The sequence below is a fragment of the Neorhizobium puerariae genome, from assembly GCF_042429745.1.
Lineage (GTDB): Bacteria > Pseudomonadota > Alphaproteobacteria > Rhizobiales > Rhizobiaceae > Neorhizobium > Neorhizobium puerariae.
The window spans coordinates 107,039-125,592 of record NZ_JBHMAA010000077.1; the positions used below are offsets into that span (position 1 = coordinate 107,039).

Here is an 18,554-nt window from a genome sequence, read left to right on the forward strand (position 1 = left end):
TTCGGGTTCAGCGCTGGGCAGCGTCTTCGGCGCTCGCCTCGATGCGTTCCATGTCGGCGTCGCTGAGGCCGAAATGATGGCCGATTTCGTGGATCAGCACATGGGTGATGATATCACCCAGCGTTTCCTCGTTTTCCGCCCAATAATCGAGGATCGGCCGGCGATAGAGGCGGATACGGTTCGGCAGCTCACCCGTTTCCATGTTGAAGCGTTCGGAAATGCCGCGCCCTTCGAACAGGCCGAGCAGGTCGAAGGGTGTTTCGAGCGCCATGTCCTCGAAGACCTCGTCGTCGGGAAAATCCTCGATCTCGATGGTCAGATTGGTCGTAAGGGCCCGAAATTCCTCCGGCAGGTGGCCATAGGCCTCGATCGCCAGCGACTCGAACGCGCTGATCGTCGGCGCATGGCGGTCCCGCCAATCGTCGGTCTGGTCAATACGGGCCATGGGCTCTCCTTCTGATCAGGCCCATATAGTGCCTTCAGAAATATTTTTCGAGAGAAGAATCATTGGCCTATCGTCAGAGGAAAAGATTCCTGCCGTCCGGCAGTTGACTCTTGATGAGGGCTCTGGAATCCATAAGAACATAAAGAGAACACTGTGAATGGAGCTGACGCCATGGCAGGGAACGCCACGGCGCGGGAGACGCTTTTTGCCCTGCGCGAACAGATCGCCAGACTGGAGGGAAAATCTCTGCCGGCGCTCGCCGCGGCGGAGCAGGAGGACGCTGCCGTCGATCCCGCGGCCTGGAAGGCCGGGAACAACCGGCTCCGCCTGCCGCTCGGCATAGCAGACATGGATGCTGCCCTGGACGGTGGCCTGCCGCTCGACGGCCTCACCGAAATCCGCTCAGCGCTGATGCTGGATGCGGGCGCCGCAAGCGGTTTCGTCCTGGCGCTTGCAGCCTATCTCAAGGCGAGGGAAACAAGCGGGGCACCGGTCCTGTGGATCGGCGATATCGTTTCCACCCAGGAAGCAGGCGCGCCCTATGCCGTCGGTTTCAAGCAGTTCGGATTGAGACCCCGGGATATCCTCTATGCCTCGCCACGCAAGCTGGAAGAGGCATTGTGGCTTGCGGAAACTGCGGTGGCGAGCGGGGCGCTTGCCGCCACCATTCTGGAGATCCGGGGCAACCTCAGGCAATTCGGTCTTACCGAAAGCCGGCGGCTCTGTCTTCGGGCGAAGGCGGCGGGGCGGCCGCTTTTCCTGTTGCGGCATGCGGGTGGAGAGGAGGCAAGCAGCGCTTCCTTCCGTCTGTCTGTCGAACCGGCGCCGGCCTGCGGACGGCGCCTTTCAGACGGGTCCCTGCTTGGCGGCAGCATCGGGCATCCTGTTTTCCGGCTTATCCTGGAGAAGAGCCGCAATCCGGCTCCGCTCTCCTTCCTTTTGGAGTGGAATCCCCGTGACCGTCAATTTTCGCTCGACCGGGAAGCAGGAGAAGCTTCCTCTTCCCGCAACCCGCCAACGCATCCTGGCGCTCGTCTTCCCGCATCTGCCAACCGACAGGATCGCCCGTCGGCTGTGGGGACCGTCGTGGCGTTCGAGAGGGCGTCCTGACCATCCGCCGATCCTTTGTGCCGGGCGGCGTGACAATGCCATGCGGCTTACAGCGCTCGACGAGGCTTCCGAGCGGCTTGGCCTGAAACGGGGGCAGGGGCTGGCGGAAGCCCGGGCCATGTTTCCCAAGATCGACGTGGCCGACGAGGACGAGGGAGCCGATCTTGCGCTCCTCGAAGCTGTTGCCGACTGGTGCGACCGTTATACCCCGCTCGTGGCATTCGACGGCCGGGAAGGACTCTTCCTCGATATCACCGGATGTGCGCATCTCTTCGGCGGAGAAGACGCGCTCCTGAAGGATATTCTTGAGCGGCTTTTCCATATGGGGCTGGACGTCAGGGGCGCAATTTCCTCGTCTCCCGGCCTTTCCTGGGCCGCCTGCCGCTTCGGTCGTGGCGGAGTGATTGCCGACGAGGCGATCGAAGAGGTTCTGGCGCCGCTGCCGGTCAATGCCTTGCGTATCGACGGGATCACGGTCGCCTCGCTCTGTAAACTCGGGCTGAAACGGGTGGGGGATCTCATGCCCATGCCGCGCGCGCCGCTTGCCCGCCGGTTTGGACCATATCTGTTGCTTCGCCTGGATCAGGCGACCGGTGTGAACGAAGAATCCATTTCGCCGCGCCGGCCCGTCGCGGCTCTTTCCGCCGAGCGACGGTTGGCCGATCCGGTCCAGGCTGAGGACCATATCCTCCAACTGACCGGCCAGATCGCAGCGTCGCTGAAACCGGGATTGGAGGCACGCGGTGTCGGGGGGCGGGTTTTCGAGCTGGTGCTGTTTCGTGTCGACGGACGTGTCTTTCGCATCTCCGCCGGTGCTTCGCAGCCATTGCGCGACCCGAAGCGTATCGCCGCGCTTTTCACGGAGCGCCTGAAGGCTGCGCATGACGATCTCGATGCGGGTTTCGGTTTCGAACTCCTGCGTCTCAATGTGTTGCAGGACGATATTTTCAAGATCGCCCAGGATGATTTTGCCGGCAATGGCCGGGGTGAGATATCGCTTACGGATTTCATTGACCGGGTTTCGGCCCGGTTGGGGGAAAACTGTCTGCAGGCCGCAGAGATGCGGCAAAGCCATGTGCCGGAACGGGCGGAGATCTTTGCTCCGGCGATTACGGCAAGGAACGCACGGGACAAGGTCGAAGAGGCCCTTGTCTTTGCGCCGGGGAGTGACCGTCCTTTACGGCTTTTCCGTCATCCCGAAACGATAAAGGCTTTTGCGGCGGCGGTACCGGATGGCCCTCCGCAGCGGTTTCGCTGGCGCCATGTCGTCCATGAGGTCGTTCGTGCCGAGGGGCCGGAGCGGATTTCGCCGGAATGGTGGGCGGATACGGAAAATGCGCTGGAACGTGATTATTTCCGTCTCGAAAGCGAGGCGGGCCGTCGTTTCTGGGTTTTTCGCGAGGGCCGTTACGACGGAAAGATGGCGCCGAACTGGCGTATCCATGGAATCTTCGCATGAAGGACACTCCTCTTTTTTTCGAAATGGGCGCCAAGACCAATTTCTCCTTTCTGGAAGGCGCGGCAAGGCCGGAGGAAATGGTGCTGACGGCGAGCCTGCTCGGGCTTTCCGGCCTCGGCATTGCCGACCGAAATTCGGTTGCCGGCGTGGTGCGTGCGCATAACCAGGTCCGGGAGATGAAGGAGGCGTACGAGCGCCAGCAGGCGCAGGGAAAAAGGGAGGGCGAAGATGACGCCGTCCGGCCTTGCGCCTTCTATCCCGGCGCACGGCTCGTCTTTTCCGACCGGACGCCGGATGTGTTGGCCTATCCGCAAAACCGCAAGGGCTGGGCCAATCTCTGCCGTCTCCTCAGCCGTGGAAATCTCAGGACGGAAAAAGGTTCCTGCATCCTGGAGGAATGGGATTTCCGGGAATGGTGCGACGAGATGATGCTCGGGGTCGTTCCGGATTTTTCCCGCGCGGAGGACGCTGGATATGTGGCGCATCTGGAACGCAGTCTGGAGGATTATCGGAAACGGTTTCCCAGGAGCATCTATCTGGCCATGTCGCCGACCTATGATGGGCGCGATGCGCTCGTATTTGCCACATGCGCGCAGGTCGCCTTTCGGAGCCGTGTTCCTCTGATCGCGACCAACCTGCCCCTTTACGGTCTTCCTTGTCGGCGTTCGTTATCGGATGTCGTGACGGCCATCCGGGAGCATGTGACGGTTCAGGAGGCTGGCTTTCGCCTTGCTCCCAATGGGGAGAGGCATATCAAGCCCGGTGCCGAAATGGCTCGCCTCTTCCATGCGTATCCGGATGCCGTCGCCAATACGGAAAAGTTCTTCGATCGGCTTGCATTCTCGCTGGATGAGTTGAGCCATAATTATCCCGATGAAAGCGTGCCGGGCGAGACCGTGTCCGAAACCCTGGAGCGGCTGACCTGGGAAGGCGCCGCCCGCCGTTATTCCGGCGATATTCCGGAAAAAGTTTCCGACCAGATCAGGTATGAACTCGGCCTCATCAAGGAGATGCAATACGAGCCATATTTCCTGACGGTGCGCCATATCGTCTGGTATGCCCGATATGAGCTGAAAATCCTGTGCCAGGGGCGCGGTTCGGCCGCCAATTCCACCGTCTGTTATTGCCTCGGCATCACCGAGGTCGATCCGACGTTCACGACGCTGCTTTTCGAACGTTTCATTTCCACGGAGCGCAATGAACCGCCGGATATCGATGTCGATTTCGAGCATGGGCGGCGCGAAGAGGTCATCCAATATATCTACCGGCATTACGGTTTCCGGCATGCGGGCTTGACGGCGGCGGTCACGAGCTACCGCACCCGCATGGCAGGCCGTGAGGTGGCGAAAGCCTTCGGGCTCTCGGAGGACGTGCAGGCGGCGCTTTCCAGTCTGGTCTGGGGATGGTCGGAGGATGGGCTTTCGGAACGGGATGCGAAGGCTGCCGGTCTCGACGTCGAGGATTCCACGACGCGGAAAGTCATGACGCATGCGAAGGAACTCCTGGGATTTCCGCGTCATCTCACCCAGCATGTCGGGGGATTCCTCATCACGCGCGACCGGCTCGACGAGGTCGTTCCGATCATGAAGACGGCCATGCCGGGGCGTTACATGGTGGAGTGGGACAAGGATGATCTCGATACCCTGAAGCTCCTGAAGATCGATGTGCTGGCGCTCGGCATGCTGACCTGTCTCAAGAAGGCGTTCGATCTCATGCGGGTCCATTACGGGCGCAATGAAACGCTCGCCGGTCTCCTGCACAACGAGCAAGACGCCGTCTACGACATGATCTGCCGTGCCGATACGATCGGTGTTTTCCAGATCGAGAGCCGGGCGCAGATGAGCATGTTGCCGCGGCTCAGGCCCCGCCGGTTTTACGATCTCGTCGTTGAGGTGGCGATCGTTCGTCCGGGTCCCATTCAGGGAAACATGGTTCACCCTTATCTTCAGAGAAGAGAATGGGTTCGCGCTGGAAAGCAGGTGGATTACCCGAGCGAGGAATTGAAACTTGTGCTCGAGCGAACTCTCGGCGTGCCCCTGTTCCAGGAGCAAGCCATGCAGATTGCCATTACCGCTGCCAAATTCGAACCGGGCGAGGCGGACAGGTTACGAAGGTCGATGGCAACCTTCAAACGGACGGGCACCATCGGCACCTTCGAGACGAAGATGGTCGAAGGCATGGTCGCGCGGGGTTATGACCGCGAATTTGCCCAAAGCTGTTTCAATCAAATCAAGGGTTTCGGGGAATATGGCTTTCCGGAAAGCCACGCGGCGTCATTTGCTCTGCTTGTCTATGTCTCGTCCTGGATCAAGGCTCATTATCCGGACGTCTTCTGTACGGCGATGCTGAATTCGCAGCCCATGGGTTTTTACGCGCCGGCGCAACTCATTCGCGACGCGCGCGAACACGGCATCGAAATCCGCCCGGTAGACATCAACTGGTCGGGTTGGGATTGTCTTCTGGAAAAGGCCGTCTTCAACAGGGATGCGATCGATAAACGCCACGCATCCATGCGTGACGTCATCTGGACGGAACATGCCGTGCGGCTGGGTTTCCGTCAGGTCAAGGGTCTGGCTGAAAAGGATATGGCCGAAAAACTGATCGCCAATCGAGGGAATGGCTACACATCCGTCCATGATCTCTGGTTGCGATCCGGTCTCGACAAATCGGATATCGAGCGGCTGGCGGATGCCGATGCTTTCACTTCCATCGGGCTCACGCGTCGCGAGGCGCTTTGGGCTGCGCGGGGACTCGATGAGAAAAACGCCGTCGAAAAATTGCCTCTGTTCGATTCGGCAGGCGGGGCGGATCTCCGGCCTGAAGTGAAGCCAAGGCTCCCTTCAATGCTGCCGGGGGAAGAAGTCATCGAGGATTATCGCTATCTTTCGCTTTCGCTGAAAGCGCATCCGGTTTCCTTCCTGCGCCCCGAGCTGCAGGCCATGGGAATTACCCGCAGCGTCGATCTGCTGGAGGTTCCGAATGGGCGGCGGGTTACGATCAGCGGGATCGTTCTGGTACGCCAACGTCCGGGTTCCGCCAGTGGCGTGATTTTCATGACGCTGGAAGATGAGACCGGGGTTGCGAACGCGATCGTCTGGCCGAAAGTCTTTGCCCGCTTCCGGTCCGTCGTCATGGGAGCGCGGCTGGTCAAGATCCGCGGAAAGCTGCAGAGCCAGAGCGGCGTCATCCATACGGTGGTCGAGCATATCGAGGATATCACTCCCATGCTCGGCCTGCTTCAGAAGGAGACGCGGCGGCTCGATGTCCTGGCGCGTTCGGATGAGGCGCCGCAGTCGGACGACGGCCATATGTCAAAGCGGCGCTCCAACAAAACGGGCGAACGCAGCGCCAGTGTCAGGCCGGAAACAGGTTTTCCGAATTCCCAGGTCACCGAGCCGGGAAGCGTCATGCCGAGAGGCCGCAATTTTCATTAGTCATTCAAAGCGGCAGGCGAATTTGATGTGGATCATCGTCGGGAGGGGGCGTTTGTCTAGGATTTGCCCCTAGGGCTGCGTTGTTTCCCGAAGCCAAAGACACAACAGGCTTCTTCCAGGAAATGACGCGGATACCTGTTTTTTCTTGACATCCGGTGTCCGCTTTCGCAAAAGAGGATGCTACAGGTCATGTTTCGCAGGTCGACCGAGAATGCTGGTTTGCAGTTGCAATTACATTACCGACAAAGAAATCAGGGATGTCATCACCGAACTCCTTGATGAAGACTGTTGGCAGCTCATCGTACCAGCAAAGGTGTATCACGCGATGGGAAAGCGCGGCCGTTGCTGCGGCTGTTTCCCGAATGTCGTCGATCTGATCATCCGCACAACCGAGGAATATCACGCCCAGCACCACTCGACGGAAGCCGAGGTCGTTGTATATATGTCCCGCTTAAGACAATTCCATGAAGAAAACAGGAGAGCGGACATTGAAAGGCGACTCAAAGGTCATCGAGCGGCTTAACGAGGCATTGTTTCTCGAACTCGGTGCCGTCAACCAGTATTGGCTGCATTATCGTCTTCTTGAGGATTGGGGTTATCTGAAGCTCGCGAAGAAGGAACGCGCCGAGTCCATCGAAGAGATGCAGCATGCCGACAAGCTGGTCGCGCGGATCATCTTCCTCGAAGGTCATCCCAACCTGCAGACCGTCGCACCGCTGCGCATCGGCCAGAACGTCAAGGAAGTTCTGGAAGCCGACCTCGCTGGCGAATACGACGCCCGTACCTCCTACAAGGCATCCCGCGACATCTGTCACGCGGCTGGTGACTATGTCACGATGAAGCTTTTCGAAGAGCTGCTGGCCGATGAGGAAGGACATATCGACTTCCTCGAGACCCAGCTCGACCTCCTCGCCAAGATCGGCGAAGAGAAATATGGCCAGCTCAACGCGGCTTCCGCCGATGAGGCCGAATAACCGGCATCATGAGATCCGGTGCGCCGAGCGCACCGGATTGCTCCCGTTGCGGTGAGTTCCCTTTCATTTCCGCTGACTGAAATGAAACTGCAGGCGCGGCGAACAGGTTCTCAGTCTCCAGACAGGTGCGCAAATTCCGCTACGACCTGATCGTAGACGGCGCGCTTGAAGGGTACGATCAGGCCGGGGAGATCAACCATCCGCTTCCATTCCCAAGCGTCGAACTCGGGTGCATGACCTCCGGGCGGCGGGTTGATGGCAATCTCGTCGTCGCGACCTTCGAAACGGAAGGCGAACCAGCGCTGGGTCTGGCCGCGATATCTTCCCTTCAGCCCGATACCGATCAGATGTGGAGGCAGGTCGTAGTTGATCCAGCCGTGCGACTGCGCCAGCAGCGACACCGAGCGCATGCCGGTTTCCTCGTAGAGCTCGCGGTAGGCGGCGGGAAGCGGGTCCTCGCCCTTGTCGATGCCTCCCTGCGGCATCTGCCAGAGCTGCGGAGACCCATCGTATTCGCTGTTTCCCTCGCTGATCCGGCGGCCGGCCCAGACAAGACCATCCCGATTGAGCACCATGATGCCGACGCAGGGGCGGTAGGGAAGGTCCTCTGCCCTGACGGGGTGTTTATCCTTCTTGCTCATGCACAAATCCGATCCTTCAGGGCTCGACGCTTTCGTTTGCGAGCGCCGATACGCCGACGATCTCGATGCCGCGCTGCGACGTTTTCTCGCTCCATTGCCTTATCGCATCGATGCTTTCATCGAAAGCAGAAGCGACGCCGATGGCCATACCCTTGCGGCTGGCAATCCGTTCCAGTTCGTCGAGCTTCTTCAGGATGGCATCCGACTGCAATTGCCCATCGAGCGTCACGTCGCCGAAAACATGGGGCATCTCGACGGTCTTCGCGATGATCTCGGTTTTGGATTGAGCAGATGTACCATCGTCGAGAAACAGAAGGCCGCGTTTTGAAATCTCGCGGAAGACCGGCTCCAGCGCGTTCGCATCGGCAAGATAGCGGCCGCCGAGATAATTCATGATCCCGGTGTAGTTGGTGATCTTGCCCATGGCTTCGTGCAATCTGCGCAGGTTTTCCTTGCCGGAATTCCTGGTCAGCAAAGTCCCGGGGCCGGGGTCGTTTGCCGGATAGTCGAAAGGTTCCAGCGGCACCTGGATCAGGATTTCATGGCCGTTGCGGCGCGCCTCCTGCATCCAGCGCTGGAGGCTGTTCCCACTTGCGGCGAAGGCAAGGGTCACGGTCGGCGGCAATTCCCTGATCGCCCGCTGCGTACCGGTCTGGCTGAGGCCGAGGCCGCTCACGACGATGGCCACCCGGGTGCCGCGCGCGCCGGACCAGGGGCGGGCATATTGATCCATTGGCCGCAAGCCGTCCGGACCGACGATCGGCAGCCTGCCATAGGGGCTATCCTCGAGCAGGGCTTCGTTGGGTTGCGCGGCCATGTGCGGGTCCTGACCTATCCGCTGGGCATCGATCAGAACCGGTCCGCCGCCGTCACGGGGCCGCGGCGTATATTTCGTGACGACCGATCCGTCATCCGTCAGTGTCCGTTCGACATTCGCGCCGGAATTGGGGTTGGAACGTGGCATGCCAACGGATTGCCGGGCGGCGGCGTCATGCTTGTCAATCCCGGAAGGTTGGCCTGCTGCGGGGGGCTGAGGCGTGACGGGGGTATCGGATGCGATCTGTCGGAGGGCCTCGTCGCCGCGCAACGCGTAGATCGAAAGGCCAAGCATGCTCGCGACGGTAAAACAGGCGAAAGCGATCGCGGGGGAAAACCTGGGTATCCGTCGGCGGGCAGACGGCCGGTTCTGTCCGAGCGGTGCATGGAGATCCGTGCCCAAGTTCAAGTCCGCGTCATGTCTGCAAATAAGAAGAACCGGCCAGCAAGACGTCTTTGCGACGCGTCATGCTGGCCGGCTCGGTTATGGGATTACTTCTTGACCGCAGCCGCGGCCTTGTTCGGGTTGGCCGGGAAGGAGGGGTCCGTCTTCACGCCATGCAGCAGGTCCAGCGCATAATTGAGCTGGATGTCGTCCTTGGCTTCCGGCGGCACATAGGCTACCGAGCCTGAACCTTCCTCGGTCTCGGCTGCTCCCTGGATGTGTCCGCGCAGGCTCGATTCGCCTTCTGCGCGGACCCTGCCCTGCAGTTCCGGCGGCAGCGGCTGCTCGACCTTGATGTCGGGCTGGATGCCGGTGCCCTGGATCGACTTGCCCGACGGCGTGTAATAGAGCGCCGTCGTCAGGCGCAGCGCGCCGGCATCGCCGAGCGGGATGATCGTCTGGACGGAACCCTTGCCGAAGGAGCGGGTGCCGACAACGGTGGCCCGCTTCAGATCCTGCAGCGCTCCGGCGACGATTTCCGAAGCGGAAGCCGAACCGCCGTTGACGAGCACGATCACCGGTTTGCCGTCGGTCAGATCGCCTGGGCCGGCATTGAAGCGGCGGGTCTCGTCGGCGTTGCGGCCACGGGTGGAAACCACCTCGCCGCGTTCCAGGAAGGCGTCGGAGACGTTGATCGCCTGGTCGAGAAGGCCGCCCGGGTTCAGGCGCAGGTCGAGGACATACCCCTTGAGCTTGTCGGCGGGCACGTCGGCCTTGATCTTCTTGATCGCCTTTTCGAGGTCGTCATAGGTTTTCTCCGTGAAGGAGATGACGCGCACATAGCCGACATCGCCACCTTCGACGCGGGACTTCACGGCGCGGACGGCAATGATGTCGCGCACGACGGTGATGTCGAGCGGCTTGTCGGCGCCCTGGCGGATGACGGTGAGCTTGATCGGCGTATTGACGGCACCGCGCATCTTCTCGACGGCTTCCTCGAGTTTCAGGCCGCGTACCGGCTGACCATCGATCTCGGAGATAAAATCGCCAGCAAGGATACCGGCCTTGGAAGCGGGCGTATCATCGATGGGCGCGATGACCTTGACGAGTTCGTTCTCCATCGTGACTTCGATGCCGAGGCCGCCGAATTCGCCGCGCGTCTGGGTGCGCATGTCCTCGGCATCCTTGGAATTCATGAAGCTCGAATGGGGGTCAAGCGAGCTCAACATGCCGTTGATGGCGTTTTCGACGAGCTTTTCCTCGTCCGGCGGCGTAACATACTGGGCACGAACGCGCTCGAACACGTCGCCGAAAATCGATAATTCCTTGTAGGTCGAAGGGCCGGCGGCCTGCGCCGGCACACCGGCCGAATAAATCACGCTCATCGCAGTCGCACCCATGAGTGCGCCAACGATGACAAGAGAAGCCCTACGAATCATTTCGTGCCCTTCCAGTTTCTTTCGCGGTCCACCACGGCTTGGAATCGACCGGGGTGCCGTCCTTTCGGAATTCAATGTAAAGCGTTGGACGATCTGTTTCCAGCGCCAATGCTGTTGCGCTTGCCACTCTTTTCTCACCCATCACGGCAATGGGCTCGCCGGCGAAAACGAACTTGCCCTGCCGCGCATTCACTTCGTCCATGCCGGTCAGAACGAGATGGTATCCATCTCCGGCATTCAGGATGATCATCTGCCCGTAACTCCGGAAGGAACCGGCGAAAACGACGAGGCCATCCGCGGGTGCCGTCACCACCGCGCCGGAATTCGAAGCGATGGTCATGCCCCGTGCCGTGTGCCCCGTGCCGTCGGCGTCGCCGAACCAACGCAATACGTCTCCGGCGACCGGAAGCTCCAGTTTCTGCTTGAGGCTCGAAAATGCATATGCGGGCGCAATGCGGTTTTTGTCGGGCACGCCGCTTTCGGCAAGCTGCTTTGCCCGCTCGCGTGCGGCCTCGGAAAGCATGCGCTGCCGCTCCTCTTCGGCGCGGGCCAGATCGATGGCCTCACGTACCGAGGCTATCTCGCCTTCCAGCGACTGAATGAGGCCATCGAGCGTGTTGGCGCGGTTGGCGAGCTCCTCGGAACGCCGCCGTTCGGCGTCGAGGTCGGCGGCATTGCGCTTGTTCAATTTTTCGTTTTCAGCCAGAAGCAAGTCCATGCGCCGGTCCTCTTCGAGGCTTGCGGCGATGGTTCCGGAGACATTCGTCTTTTCAGTCAGGGCGGCTGCCTGGAGGTCGGCGAGGGACTGGAGGTCGGCGACCAGCTTGTCCGCCTCGTGGCGCATGCCGGGAACGACGGCGCCAAGCAGAATGGCGCTGCGCACGGATGCAAGCGCATCGTCCGGCGTCACCAGCAGTGCCGGAGGAGGGTTGCGGCCCATGCGCTGGAGTGCCGCAAGCACCTCGGCCAGCACGGCGCGGCGGGTGCGCAGCGAAGCGCGGATTCCGTCTTCCCTGACCTTGAATTCGGCGATTTTCTTTTCGCTTTCCAGGATTTTTGCCTCAAGACCCTTGCGGCGCGTGGCGGCGTCGATCAGGGCTTGGCGGATATCGGCGCTGTTCTTCCGGACATCCGCGATATTCTTTTCGATTGCGGCGACCTTGTCGGCCGCAAGCTTCATGTTCTTGGCCAGGACTTCCAGCTCGCCGCGCGTCTCGTTGCGCCGGCGCTGCAGATCGGCGGTGGGATCGACCATGGGAGCCTGCTCGGCCTGCGGCGATGCGGGCAGGCTTGCGTCCTGCGCACGGGCCGAAATGGAGGGTTCGAGAGGAGGTATCAGGGCAAGCCCGAAACCCGCTGCCAGAAGCAGCGCGTGCCGGCACGATGTCATCCCTGTCACCTTCATTCCCGCTCCGATACCTGGCTGGATCGAGAAAGCGTAAGCTGATTTGCCCGATGAGGCCAGAAACAACATCGTGTTTGAAGGTAAACGATCTTTTAAATCCTGTGATAAGGATGGCCGGAAAGAATGGTGACCGCACGATAAAGCTGCTCGGCGATCAGGATGCGCACGAGCTGGTGCGGCCATGTCATGGAGCCGAGATTGAGCACGATATCGGCGCGGGCGCGCAATTCCGGATCGAGCCCGTCGGCGCCGCCGATCGCCAGCATCAGGTCACGCTTGCCGTTGTCACGGTAACGGCCGATGAGGTCGGCGAAAGCTTCGCTGTCCAGCGCCTTGCCGCGTTCGTCGAGAAGGATGAGGATTGCTCCCTCGGGCAGCGTTTTTTCAAGCGCGCCGGCCTCTTCGCGTTTGCGTGTCTCGGCGTTGCCCGCACGGCTCTCCTGGATTTCGGCGAGTCTGGACAATTCCAGTCCCACCGCCGGGCCAGCCTTGGCGAAGCGGTCAAGATAACGGGACGCAAGCTCCTTTTCCGGCCCGGCTTTCAACCGTCCCACGGCAAAAAGAGTTATCCGCATGTCCTGATCCGTTGATTTTGGCGATCAAAATCCCTTTTGGGCAGCGAGCGTAAACCCGGCCCCTGGATTTCGAACCTTGCCAGACGGTTCAGGACGCACCCGAACCCGTCAGTGCAGCAGTGTACCTTCCTCGATATCCGGAGCGGCCCACATCTTTTCGATGTTGTAGAACGCACGGATTTCCGGGCGGAACACATGGATGATGATGTCGCCGGTGTCAATCAGCACCCAGTCTCCGGCTTCCTGCCCCTCGACGCGGGCCGTTCCGAGGCCTTCGTCCTTCAGGTCGGAAATCAGATGGTCGCAGATGGCCTGGACATGCCGGTTCGACCGTCCGGAGACAACGACCATGTAGTCTCCAAGCGCTGATTTTCCGGTGATGTTGATGGTGACGATATCTTCGGCTTTGGAGTCCTCGAGGCTTGCGAGGACCAGTTCGAGAGCGCGGGCGGCGGCATCGGCGCCACCTTCCAGGCTCTGCGGGAGGACGGGGACCGTCTTTCCCTTGGCGTGTACTGTTGTCAGGGTCTGTCCTTTCTTCCAGGTAACAGCAACATGCACTTTCAGCGAATCCGACAAAGACTCGGTCGCTTCAAGAAAGGTGGCATTGAATGGTTAATCTTTCAAGGGAGAGGTTGAAAAGGTGATGAAGGAGCGTAAAAACTTCATGATCCCGTCATTTTGAGGAGGATTGCCTGTTTTCCGGCGGGGTTTTCCGGCCATTGACGGCGCGGATAGCCGTGGAGCTCAGCGCCGAGCGGGGACCGTGGATGAAGGTCCATGCGGGCGCCCGATGTTTCCACAACGAGCCTGCATCGTCCTCATCGACGCGCGCGTAGTCGAAGGTCCTGGCCATTTTCGAAGAGAGAAAGGACAGCGTCGACCCCGGCCGGTCGATGACGGCGATCGGAAAGGTCTGCGCGATCTCCTGCCATTTCTGCCAGAGATGAAAGGTTTTCAGGCTGTCGGCGCCCATGACCCAGACGAAATGCACATGAGGGTTCCTTGCCTTGACGAAAGCCAGCGTGTCGGCGGTGTATGAACCGCCGAGTGTCTTCTCGAATGCCGTGATCTTGATGCGCGGATCGTGGATCAGCCTTTTGCTCATTGCGAGCCGGTCGGGCAGGGAGGCAAGCTCCTTGCGGCTTTTCAAGGGATTGCCGGGGGTCACCATCCACCAGAGCTGATCGAGTCCCAGGCGCCGAAGCGCGATTTCGGCGACCAGTAGATGTCCCTCATGCGGCGGGTTGAACGAGCCGCCGAACAAACCGACGGCCATGCCGCGCTCCACATGCGGCATGGCGAGATAGCGTTGATCGACGGTTTCCTCGTGCACGTCGGACCAGGCTCTAGGGGCGGGTCTGGCCGGTGCCGCGCACCCGGTATTTGAAGGATGTCAGCTGTTCGACGCCGACGGGACCGCGCGCATGCATCTTGCCGGTCGAGATGCCGATCTCGCCTCCCATGCCGAATTCCCCGCCGTCGGCGAACTGCGTCGACGCATTGTGCAGCAGGATCGCCGAATCGATCTCGTTGAAAAAGCGCGCCACGACCTGCGGGTCCTCGGCAATGACCGCTTCGGTATGGTTCGACGAATAGGTGTTGATATGGCGGATCGCTCCGGAAATACCGTCGACGATTGCGACCGAAATGACCGCATCGAGATATTCCGTGCGCCAATCCTCCTCCGTCGCCGGTTTGAATCCCGGAAAGACCTTCAGCACCGCGGCGGAGGCGCGGATTTCGCATCCGGCTTCCGTCAGCGCTTCGAGGATCGGCATCAGGTGCGTGCCGATCGCGGCGCTGTCGACAAGCAGCGTTTCGGCCGCGCCGCAGACGCCGGTGCGGCGCATCTTGGCGTTGACGACGATCTTCCTGGCCATTTCGAGATCGGCGGAGGCATCCACATAGATATGGCAGAGGCCTTCGAGATGGGCGAAGACCGGGACACGCGCCTCGCTCTGCACGCGGGCGACGAGGCTCTTGCCGCCGCGCGGCACGATGACGTCGATCGCACCGTCGAGGCCCGACAGCATGGCGCCGACAGCGGCGCGGTCGGTGGTGGGTACGATCTGGATAGCATGCTCTGGAAGGCCCGCGGCCTTCAATCCGGCGACGAGACAATCATGGATCGCCTGCGATGAATGGGCGGAATCGGAGCCGCCGCGCAGGATCACCGCATTGCCGGCCTTGAGGCAGAGCGCGCCGGCATCCGCCGTCACGTTCGGCCGGCTCTCATAGATCACGCCGATGACGCCAAGCGGTGTGCGGACACGCTCGATCTTCAGGCCGTTCGGACGATCCCAGGCGGCGATGACCTCGCCGACCGGGTCCTTGAATTCAGCGATTTCGCGCAGGGCGCCGGCCATTCCGGCAATGCCCTTTTCGGTCAGCGTCAGACGGTCGATGAAGGACGGCAGCAGGTCCTTGCCCTCGACGTTTTTCAGGTCGGCGGCATTGGCGGCAAGGATCTTGTCCCTGGCAGCCAGAATGGCATCTGCCATGGCATTCAGCGCCCTGTTCTTCGCTTCGGTGGACGCGGTCGCCAGTTCCCGGGCCGCGGCTTTGGCGTTGCGGCCGATTTCGTCCATGATGGCGGCGACATTACCCGCCTTTCCGCTCCGATCCCCGGCAACCTTGTCAAGCATGGTCGGCATCCTCCTTGCGATTCTCTTTTCTTGGCCTGCGCCGTGCAGTATCGGTCATCACGAGGTCGTCGCGATGGACCATCGCGGCGCGGCCCGCATAACCGAGGATCGCTTCGATTTCGCCGGACTTGCGGCCGGTGATCTGCCGGGCCTCTTCGGCATCGTAGCTCACCAGGCCGCGGGCGATCTCGCGTCCGCTCATGCCGATGATCGCGACCGTGTCGCCGCGGTGGAAATGGCCTTCGATGCGCCGCACGCCCGCAGGCAAAAGGCTCTTGCCCGTTCCAAGCGCATTTTCGGCCCCCTCGTCGACAAGAAGTTCGCCGGCCGGCTGCAATTGTCCCGCGATCCAGGTCTTTCGCGCCGTCACGGGCGTGCCGGAGGGCGCGAACCAGGAGGAGCGCGTGCCCTGCTCGATGGCGCGCAGGGGATGCTCGGTCTTTCCCGAGGCGATGATCATGGCGCAGCCCGCGCCGGTGGCGATCTTGCCGGCATCGATCTTGGTGCGCATGCCGCCGCGCGAAAGCTCCGAAGCGGCGCCGCCGGCCATGGCTTCGATCTCCGGGGTAATCGCCGGTATGATATCCAGAAACCGCGCGTCCGGGTCGAGATGCGGAGGCGCGGTGTAAAGCCCGTCGATATCCGAAAGCAGCACGAGCAGGTCGGCACTGGTCATCGTCGCGACGCGCGCCGCCAGCCGGTCATTGTCGCCGTAGCGGATCTCGGTCGTCGCAACCGTGTCGTTCTCGTTGATGATCGGCACGGCGCCGATCTTCAGAAGCTGGTTGATGGTGGCGCGGGCGTTCAGGTAACGGCGGCGCTCCTCGGTGTCGCCAAGCGTCAGCAGAATCTGGCCTGCCACGATTCCATCACGCGAAAGGCTTTCCGACCAGGCACGGGCAAGCGCAATCTGGCCGACGGCCGCTGCCGCCTGGCTTTCCTCCAGCTTTAATGCGCCGGCAGGAAGGTCGAGCACGGTACGGCCCATGGCGATCGCGCCGGAGGAAACCACCAGCACGTCGATGCCTCCAGCCTTGAGCGCAGCGATATCGGCGCAGATGGCATCGAGCCACTGGGACCTCAGGCCTGTCTTCCGATCGACGAGCAGGGCCGAGCCGATCTTGATGACGATGCGTCGGTGGCTTGCGAGCGGCTTGCGGCCGGCCGTCATTCTCCATCCTCCTCATCGAAATCCTGTATGGGCATCGAACGATCGGGAAGCGCCGTCTCTTCGCCTTCGCTCGCTTCGACAATGACATCGCGCAGGGCGCGCAGAACCTCGGTCATGCCCTTGCCAGTAACGGCCGAGATCAGGAACGGCGTCTGGCCGCAGGCTTTTTCCAGTTCCTTCGCCTTTTTCTTCAGCTCCTTTTCGTCGAGCACGTCGATCTGCGACAGCGCGACGATCTCGCTTTTGTCGGTCAGGCCTCCGCCATAGGCTTCCAGCTCGGTCTTCACCGTCCTGTAAGCCTTGCCCACCTTCTCCTCGACGGCGGAGACGAGATGGAGCAGCACGCGGGTGCGCTCCACATGGCCCAGAAACCGGTCGCCGATGCCGATGCCTTCATGGGCGCCTTCGATCAGGCCGGGAATGTCCGCAAGCACGAATTCACGGCCGTCGATGGTGGCGACGCCGAGATTGGGGTGCAGCGTCGTGAACGGATAGTTGGCGATCTTCGGCCGCGCGCGCGTGACACTGGCGAGGAAGGTCGATTTGCCGGCATTCGGCAGACCGACGAGGCCGGCATCCGCAATCAGCTTGAGGCGCAGCCATATGGTCTTTTCCTCGCCTTCGAGGCCTGGATTGGCCCAGTTGGGCGCCTGGTTGGTGGAGCTCTTGAAATGCGTATTGCCGAAGCCGCCATTGCCGCCCTTGGCAAGCCTGAACTTCTGGCCTTCCTTGGTGAGGTCCACGATCAGGGTTTCGCCATCCTCCTCGAAGATCTGGGTTCCGACCGGGACTTTCAGCGTCACGTCGTCGCCATTGGCGCCGGTCCGGTTCCGGCCCATGCCGTGCGTGCCGACCTTGGCCTTGAAATGCTGCTGGTAGCGGAAGTCGATCAGCGTGTTGAGGCCGTTGACGGCCTCAACCCAGACGTCGCCTCCGCGCCCGCCGTCTCCGCCGTCCGGTCCACCGAATTCGATGAACTTTTCCCGCCGGAACGAGACCGCGCCCGCGCCGCCGTCGCCGGAGCGTATGTAGACTTTTGCCTCGTCGAGAAATTTCATCTTACTGCCGTCAGTCCTGTGTTAGTCGGGGCGCCTTGTTTACATATCAGGCGGCCAGTGGGTTTCGATATCGCCGGTTGGGGCAGAGGTCAAAGATAATCATGAAGTTCGTCAGCTATAACATTCAATACGGGATCGGCATGGACGGCCGGTTCGATCCCGAGCGTATCGCCGCCAGCATCGACGGCGCGGACGTCATCGCACTGCAGGAAGTGACGCGCGGTTTTCCCAAGAACGATTACGTGGATCTCGTTGCGCGTTTCGCCGATCTCTTCCCCGCGCATTTCCATGTCTATGCCGCACCCTGCGATCTTCTGCTCGATGTATCGGTCGAGAACGGTCACCGTGTCGAGCGCCGTTTCCAGTTCGGCAACATGATCCTGTCTCGCTGGCCGATCCTGGCTACCCGCCATCTCCTGCTGCCGCGCAGCCGCACGGTCGAGAAGCTCAACCTGCAGCGCGGCGCACTGGAGGCCGTCATCGTCGCGCCGGGTGGGCCGCTGCGTGTCTATTCCGTCCATCTGGATCACGTCTCGCCTGACGAGCGGTTCGGCCAGATCCGCTATCTGAAGGAACGGGTGCTGAATTTCGTCGCCGAGGGTGGTGCGCTGACCGGCGCTGCGGAAGAGGGATTTCCCGACCCGCCGCTGCCGGAAGACTTCGTCGCGATGGGGGACTTCAACATGGAGCCGGAATCGACCGAATATATCGCCATGATCGGCCAGCGGGATCGCTACTATGGCCGCGTCCTGCGCGCCAACGAGCCCGTCGACGTGCTGGAGCGCCTCGGCGCGCTGACGCCGGAAAGCTATACTTGGGCGAAGCCACCGGGAGACGGGCCAATGAAGATGCATCTCGATCATTGTTTCGTGAATTCCGGCCTTGCGCCGCGACTGAGAAGCGCCTGGGTGGATAACGGGGCGCTGGGGTCCGACCACTTCCCGCTTTGGGTCGAGATCGATTGAGAAGAGGCCGGCGGAGTTGCCTCCGCCGG

The 18,554-nt window shown here is 61.3% G+C and carries 17 protein-coding genes; 6 read left to right on the forward strand and 11 right to left on the reverse strand.

Going from position 1 to position 18,554, the window contains the following annotated elements:
• Positions 1-7 precede the first annotated feature (7 nt).
• Positions 8-445, reverse strand: a complete 438-nt coding sequence (locus tag ACFFP0_RS31500) for a metallopeptidase family protein (protein WP_377266177.1) — start codon at positions 443-445, stop codon at positions 8-10.
• A gap of 171 nt (positions 446-616) precedes the next feature.
• Between ACFFP0_RS31500 and ACFFP0_RS31505 the strand changes: the two genes are divergently transcribed.
• The 5 genes from ACFFP0_RS31505 to bfr all read left to right on the forward strand — a co-directional run bounded on the left by ACFFP0_RS31505 (position 617) and on the right by bfr (position 7,422).
• Entirely contained in the window at positions 617-1,555 is a 939-nt protein-coding gene (locus tag ACFFP0_RS31505) for an ImuA family protein (RefSeq protein ID WP_377266178.1), read from the forward strand.
• 40 nt (positions 1,556-1,595) lie between these two features.
• Entirely contained in the window at positions 1,596-3,014 is a 1,419-nt protein-coding gene (locus ACFFP0_RS31510) for a Y-family DNA polymerase (protein ID WP_377266179.1), read from the forward strand.
• Positions 3,011-6,448 (forward strand): error-prone DNA polymerase, encoded by a 3,438-nt coding sequence (locus ACFFP0_RS31515; protein ID WP_377266180.1) that lies wholly within the window; start codon positions 3,011-3,013, stop codon positions 6,446-6,448. Before ACFFP0_RS31510 ends, ACFFP0_RS31515 begins: the two co-directional genes overlap by 4 nt.
• Before the next feature lie 145 nt (positions 6,449-6,593).
• Positions 6,594-6,971: a (2Fe-2S)-binding protein gene (locus tag ACFFP0_RS31520; RefSeq protein WP_377266181.1), complete on the forward strand. Its 378-nt coding sequence runs from the start codon at positions 6,594-6,596 to the stop codon at positions 6,969-6,971.
• A complete protein-coding gene (gene bfr / locus ACFFP0_RS31525) occupies positions 6,937-7,422 on the forward strand; it encodes a bacterioferritin (protein ID WP_377266182.1) in 486 nt (161 codons plus the stop codon). The genes ACFFP0_RS31520 and bfr overlap by 35 nt, the downstream gene beginning before the upstream one ends.
• A 110-nt stretch (positions 7,423-7,532) precedes the next feature.
• On the opposite strand, the gene ACFFP0_RS31530 is transcribed toward bfr, so the two are convergent.
• The 10 genes from ACFFP0_RS31530 to obgE form a co-directional block, all read right to left on the reverse strand.
• A complete protein-coding gene (locus ACFFP0_RS31530; protein ID WP_377266183.1) occupies positions 7,533-8,063 on the reverse strand; it encodes an RNA pyrophosphohydrolase in 531 nt (176 codons plus the stop codon).
• A gap of 16 nt (positions 8,064-8,079) precedes the next feature.
• The gene (locus ACFFP0_RS31535) at positions 8,080-9,282 is read right to left on the reverse strand and encodes a divergent polysaccharide deacetylase family protein (RefSeq protein WP_377266184.1); all 1,203 of its coding nucleotides are present in this window, start codon (positions 9,280-9,282) and stop codon (positions 8,080-8,082) included.
• Between the two features lie 89 nt (positions 9,283-9,371).
• The gene (locus ACFFP0_RS31540) at positions 9,372-10,703 is read right to left on the reverse strand and encodes a S41 family peptidase (RefSeq protein ID WP_377266185.1); all 1,332 of its coding nucleotides are present in this window, start codon (positions 10,701-10,703) and stop codon (positions 9,372-9,374) included.
• Positions 10,693-12,093 (reverse strand): murein hydrolase activator EnvC family protein, encoded by a 1,401-nt coding sequence (locus tag ACFFP0_RS31545; protein WP_377266186.1) that lies wholly within the window; start codon positions 12,091-12,093, stop codon positions 10,693-10,695. Before ACFFP0_RS31545 ends, ACFFP0_RS31540 begins: the two co-directional genes overlap by 11 nt.
• Before the next feature lie 107 nt (positions 12,094-12,200).
• A complete protein-coding gene (gene rlmH / locus ACFFP0_RS31550) occupies positions 12,201-12,683 on the reverse strand; it encodes a 23S rRNA (pseudouridine(1915)-N(3))-methyltransferase RlmH (protein ID WP_377266187.1) in 483 nt (160 codons plus the stop codon).
• Between the two features lie 108 nt (positions 12,684-12,791).
• Positions 12,792-13,244 carry a ribosome silencing factor gene (gene rsfS, locus ACFFP0_RS31555; RefSeq protein WP_377266188.1) on the reverse strand — a complete coding sequence of 151 codons (453 nt, stop codon included), beginning with the start codon at positions 13,242-13,244 and terminating at the stop codon, positions 12,792-12,794.
• A 115-nt stretch (positions 13,245-13,359) separates the two neighbouring features.
• A complete protein-coding gene (locus tag ACFFP0_RS31560; protein ID WP_377266290.1) occupies positions 13,360-13,983 on the reverse strand; it encodes a nicotinate-nucleotide adenylyltransferase in 624 nt (207 codons plus the stop codon).
• A 49-nt stretch (positions 13,984-14,032) separates the two neighbouring features.
• Complete coding sequence (locus ACFFP0_RS31565) at positions 14,033-15,331, reverse strand: glutamate-5-semialdehyde dehydrogenase (protein ID WP_377266189.1); 1,299 nt, start codon at positions 15,329-15,331, stop codon at positions 14,033-14,035.
• Positions 15,324-16,502 (reverse strand): glutamate 5-kinase, encoded by a 1,179-nt coding sequence (proB, locus tag ACFFP0_RS31570; protein ID WP_377266190.1) that lies wholly within the window; start codon positions 16,500-16,502, stop codon positions 15,324-15,326. The genes ACFFP0_RS31565 and proB overlap by 8 nt, the downstream gene beginning before the upstream one ends.
• Positions 16,499-17,560 (reverse strand): GTPase ObgE, encoded by a 1,062-nt coding sequence (gene obgE, locus ACFFP0_RS31575; RefSeq protein ID WP_377266191.1) that lies wholly within the window; start codon positions 17,558-17,560, stop codon positions 16,499-16,501. Before obgE ends, proB begins: the two co-directional genes overlap by 4 nt.
• 101 nt (positions 17,561-17,661) lie before the next feature.
• On the opposite strand from obgE, the gene ACFFP0_RS31580 reads away from it, so the two are divergent.
• Positions 17,662-18,525 carry an endonuclease/exonuclease/phosphatase family protein gene (locus ACFFP0_RS31580; protein ID WP_377266192.1) on the forward strand — a complete coding sequence of 288 codons (864 nt, stop codon included), beginning with the start codon at positions 17,662-17,664 and terminating at the stop codon, positions 18,523-18,525.
• Positions 18,526-18,554: the final 29 nt, after the last annotated feature.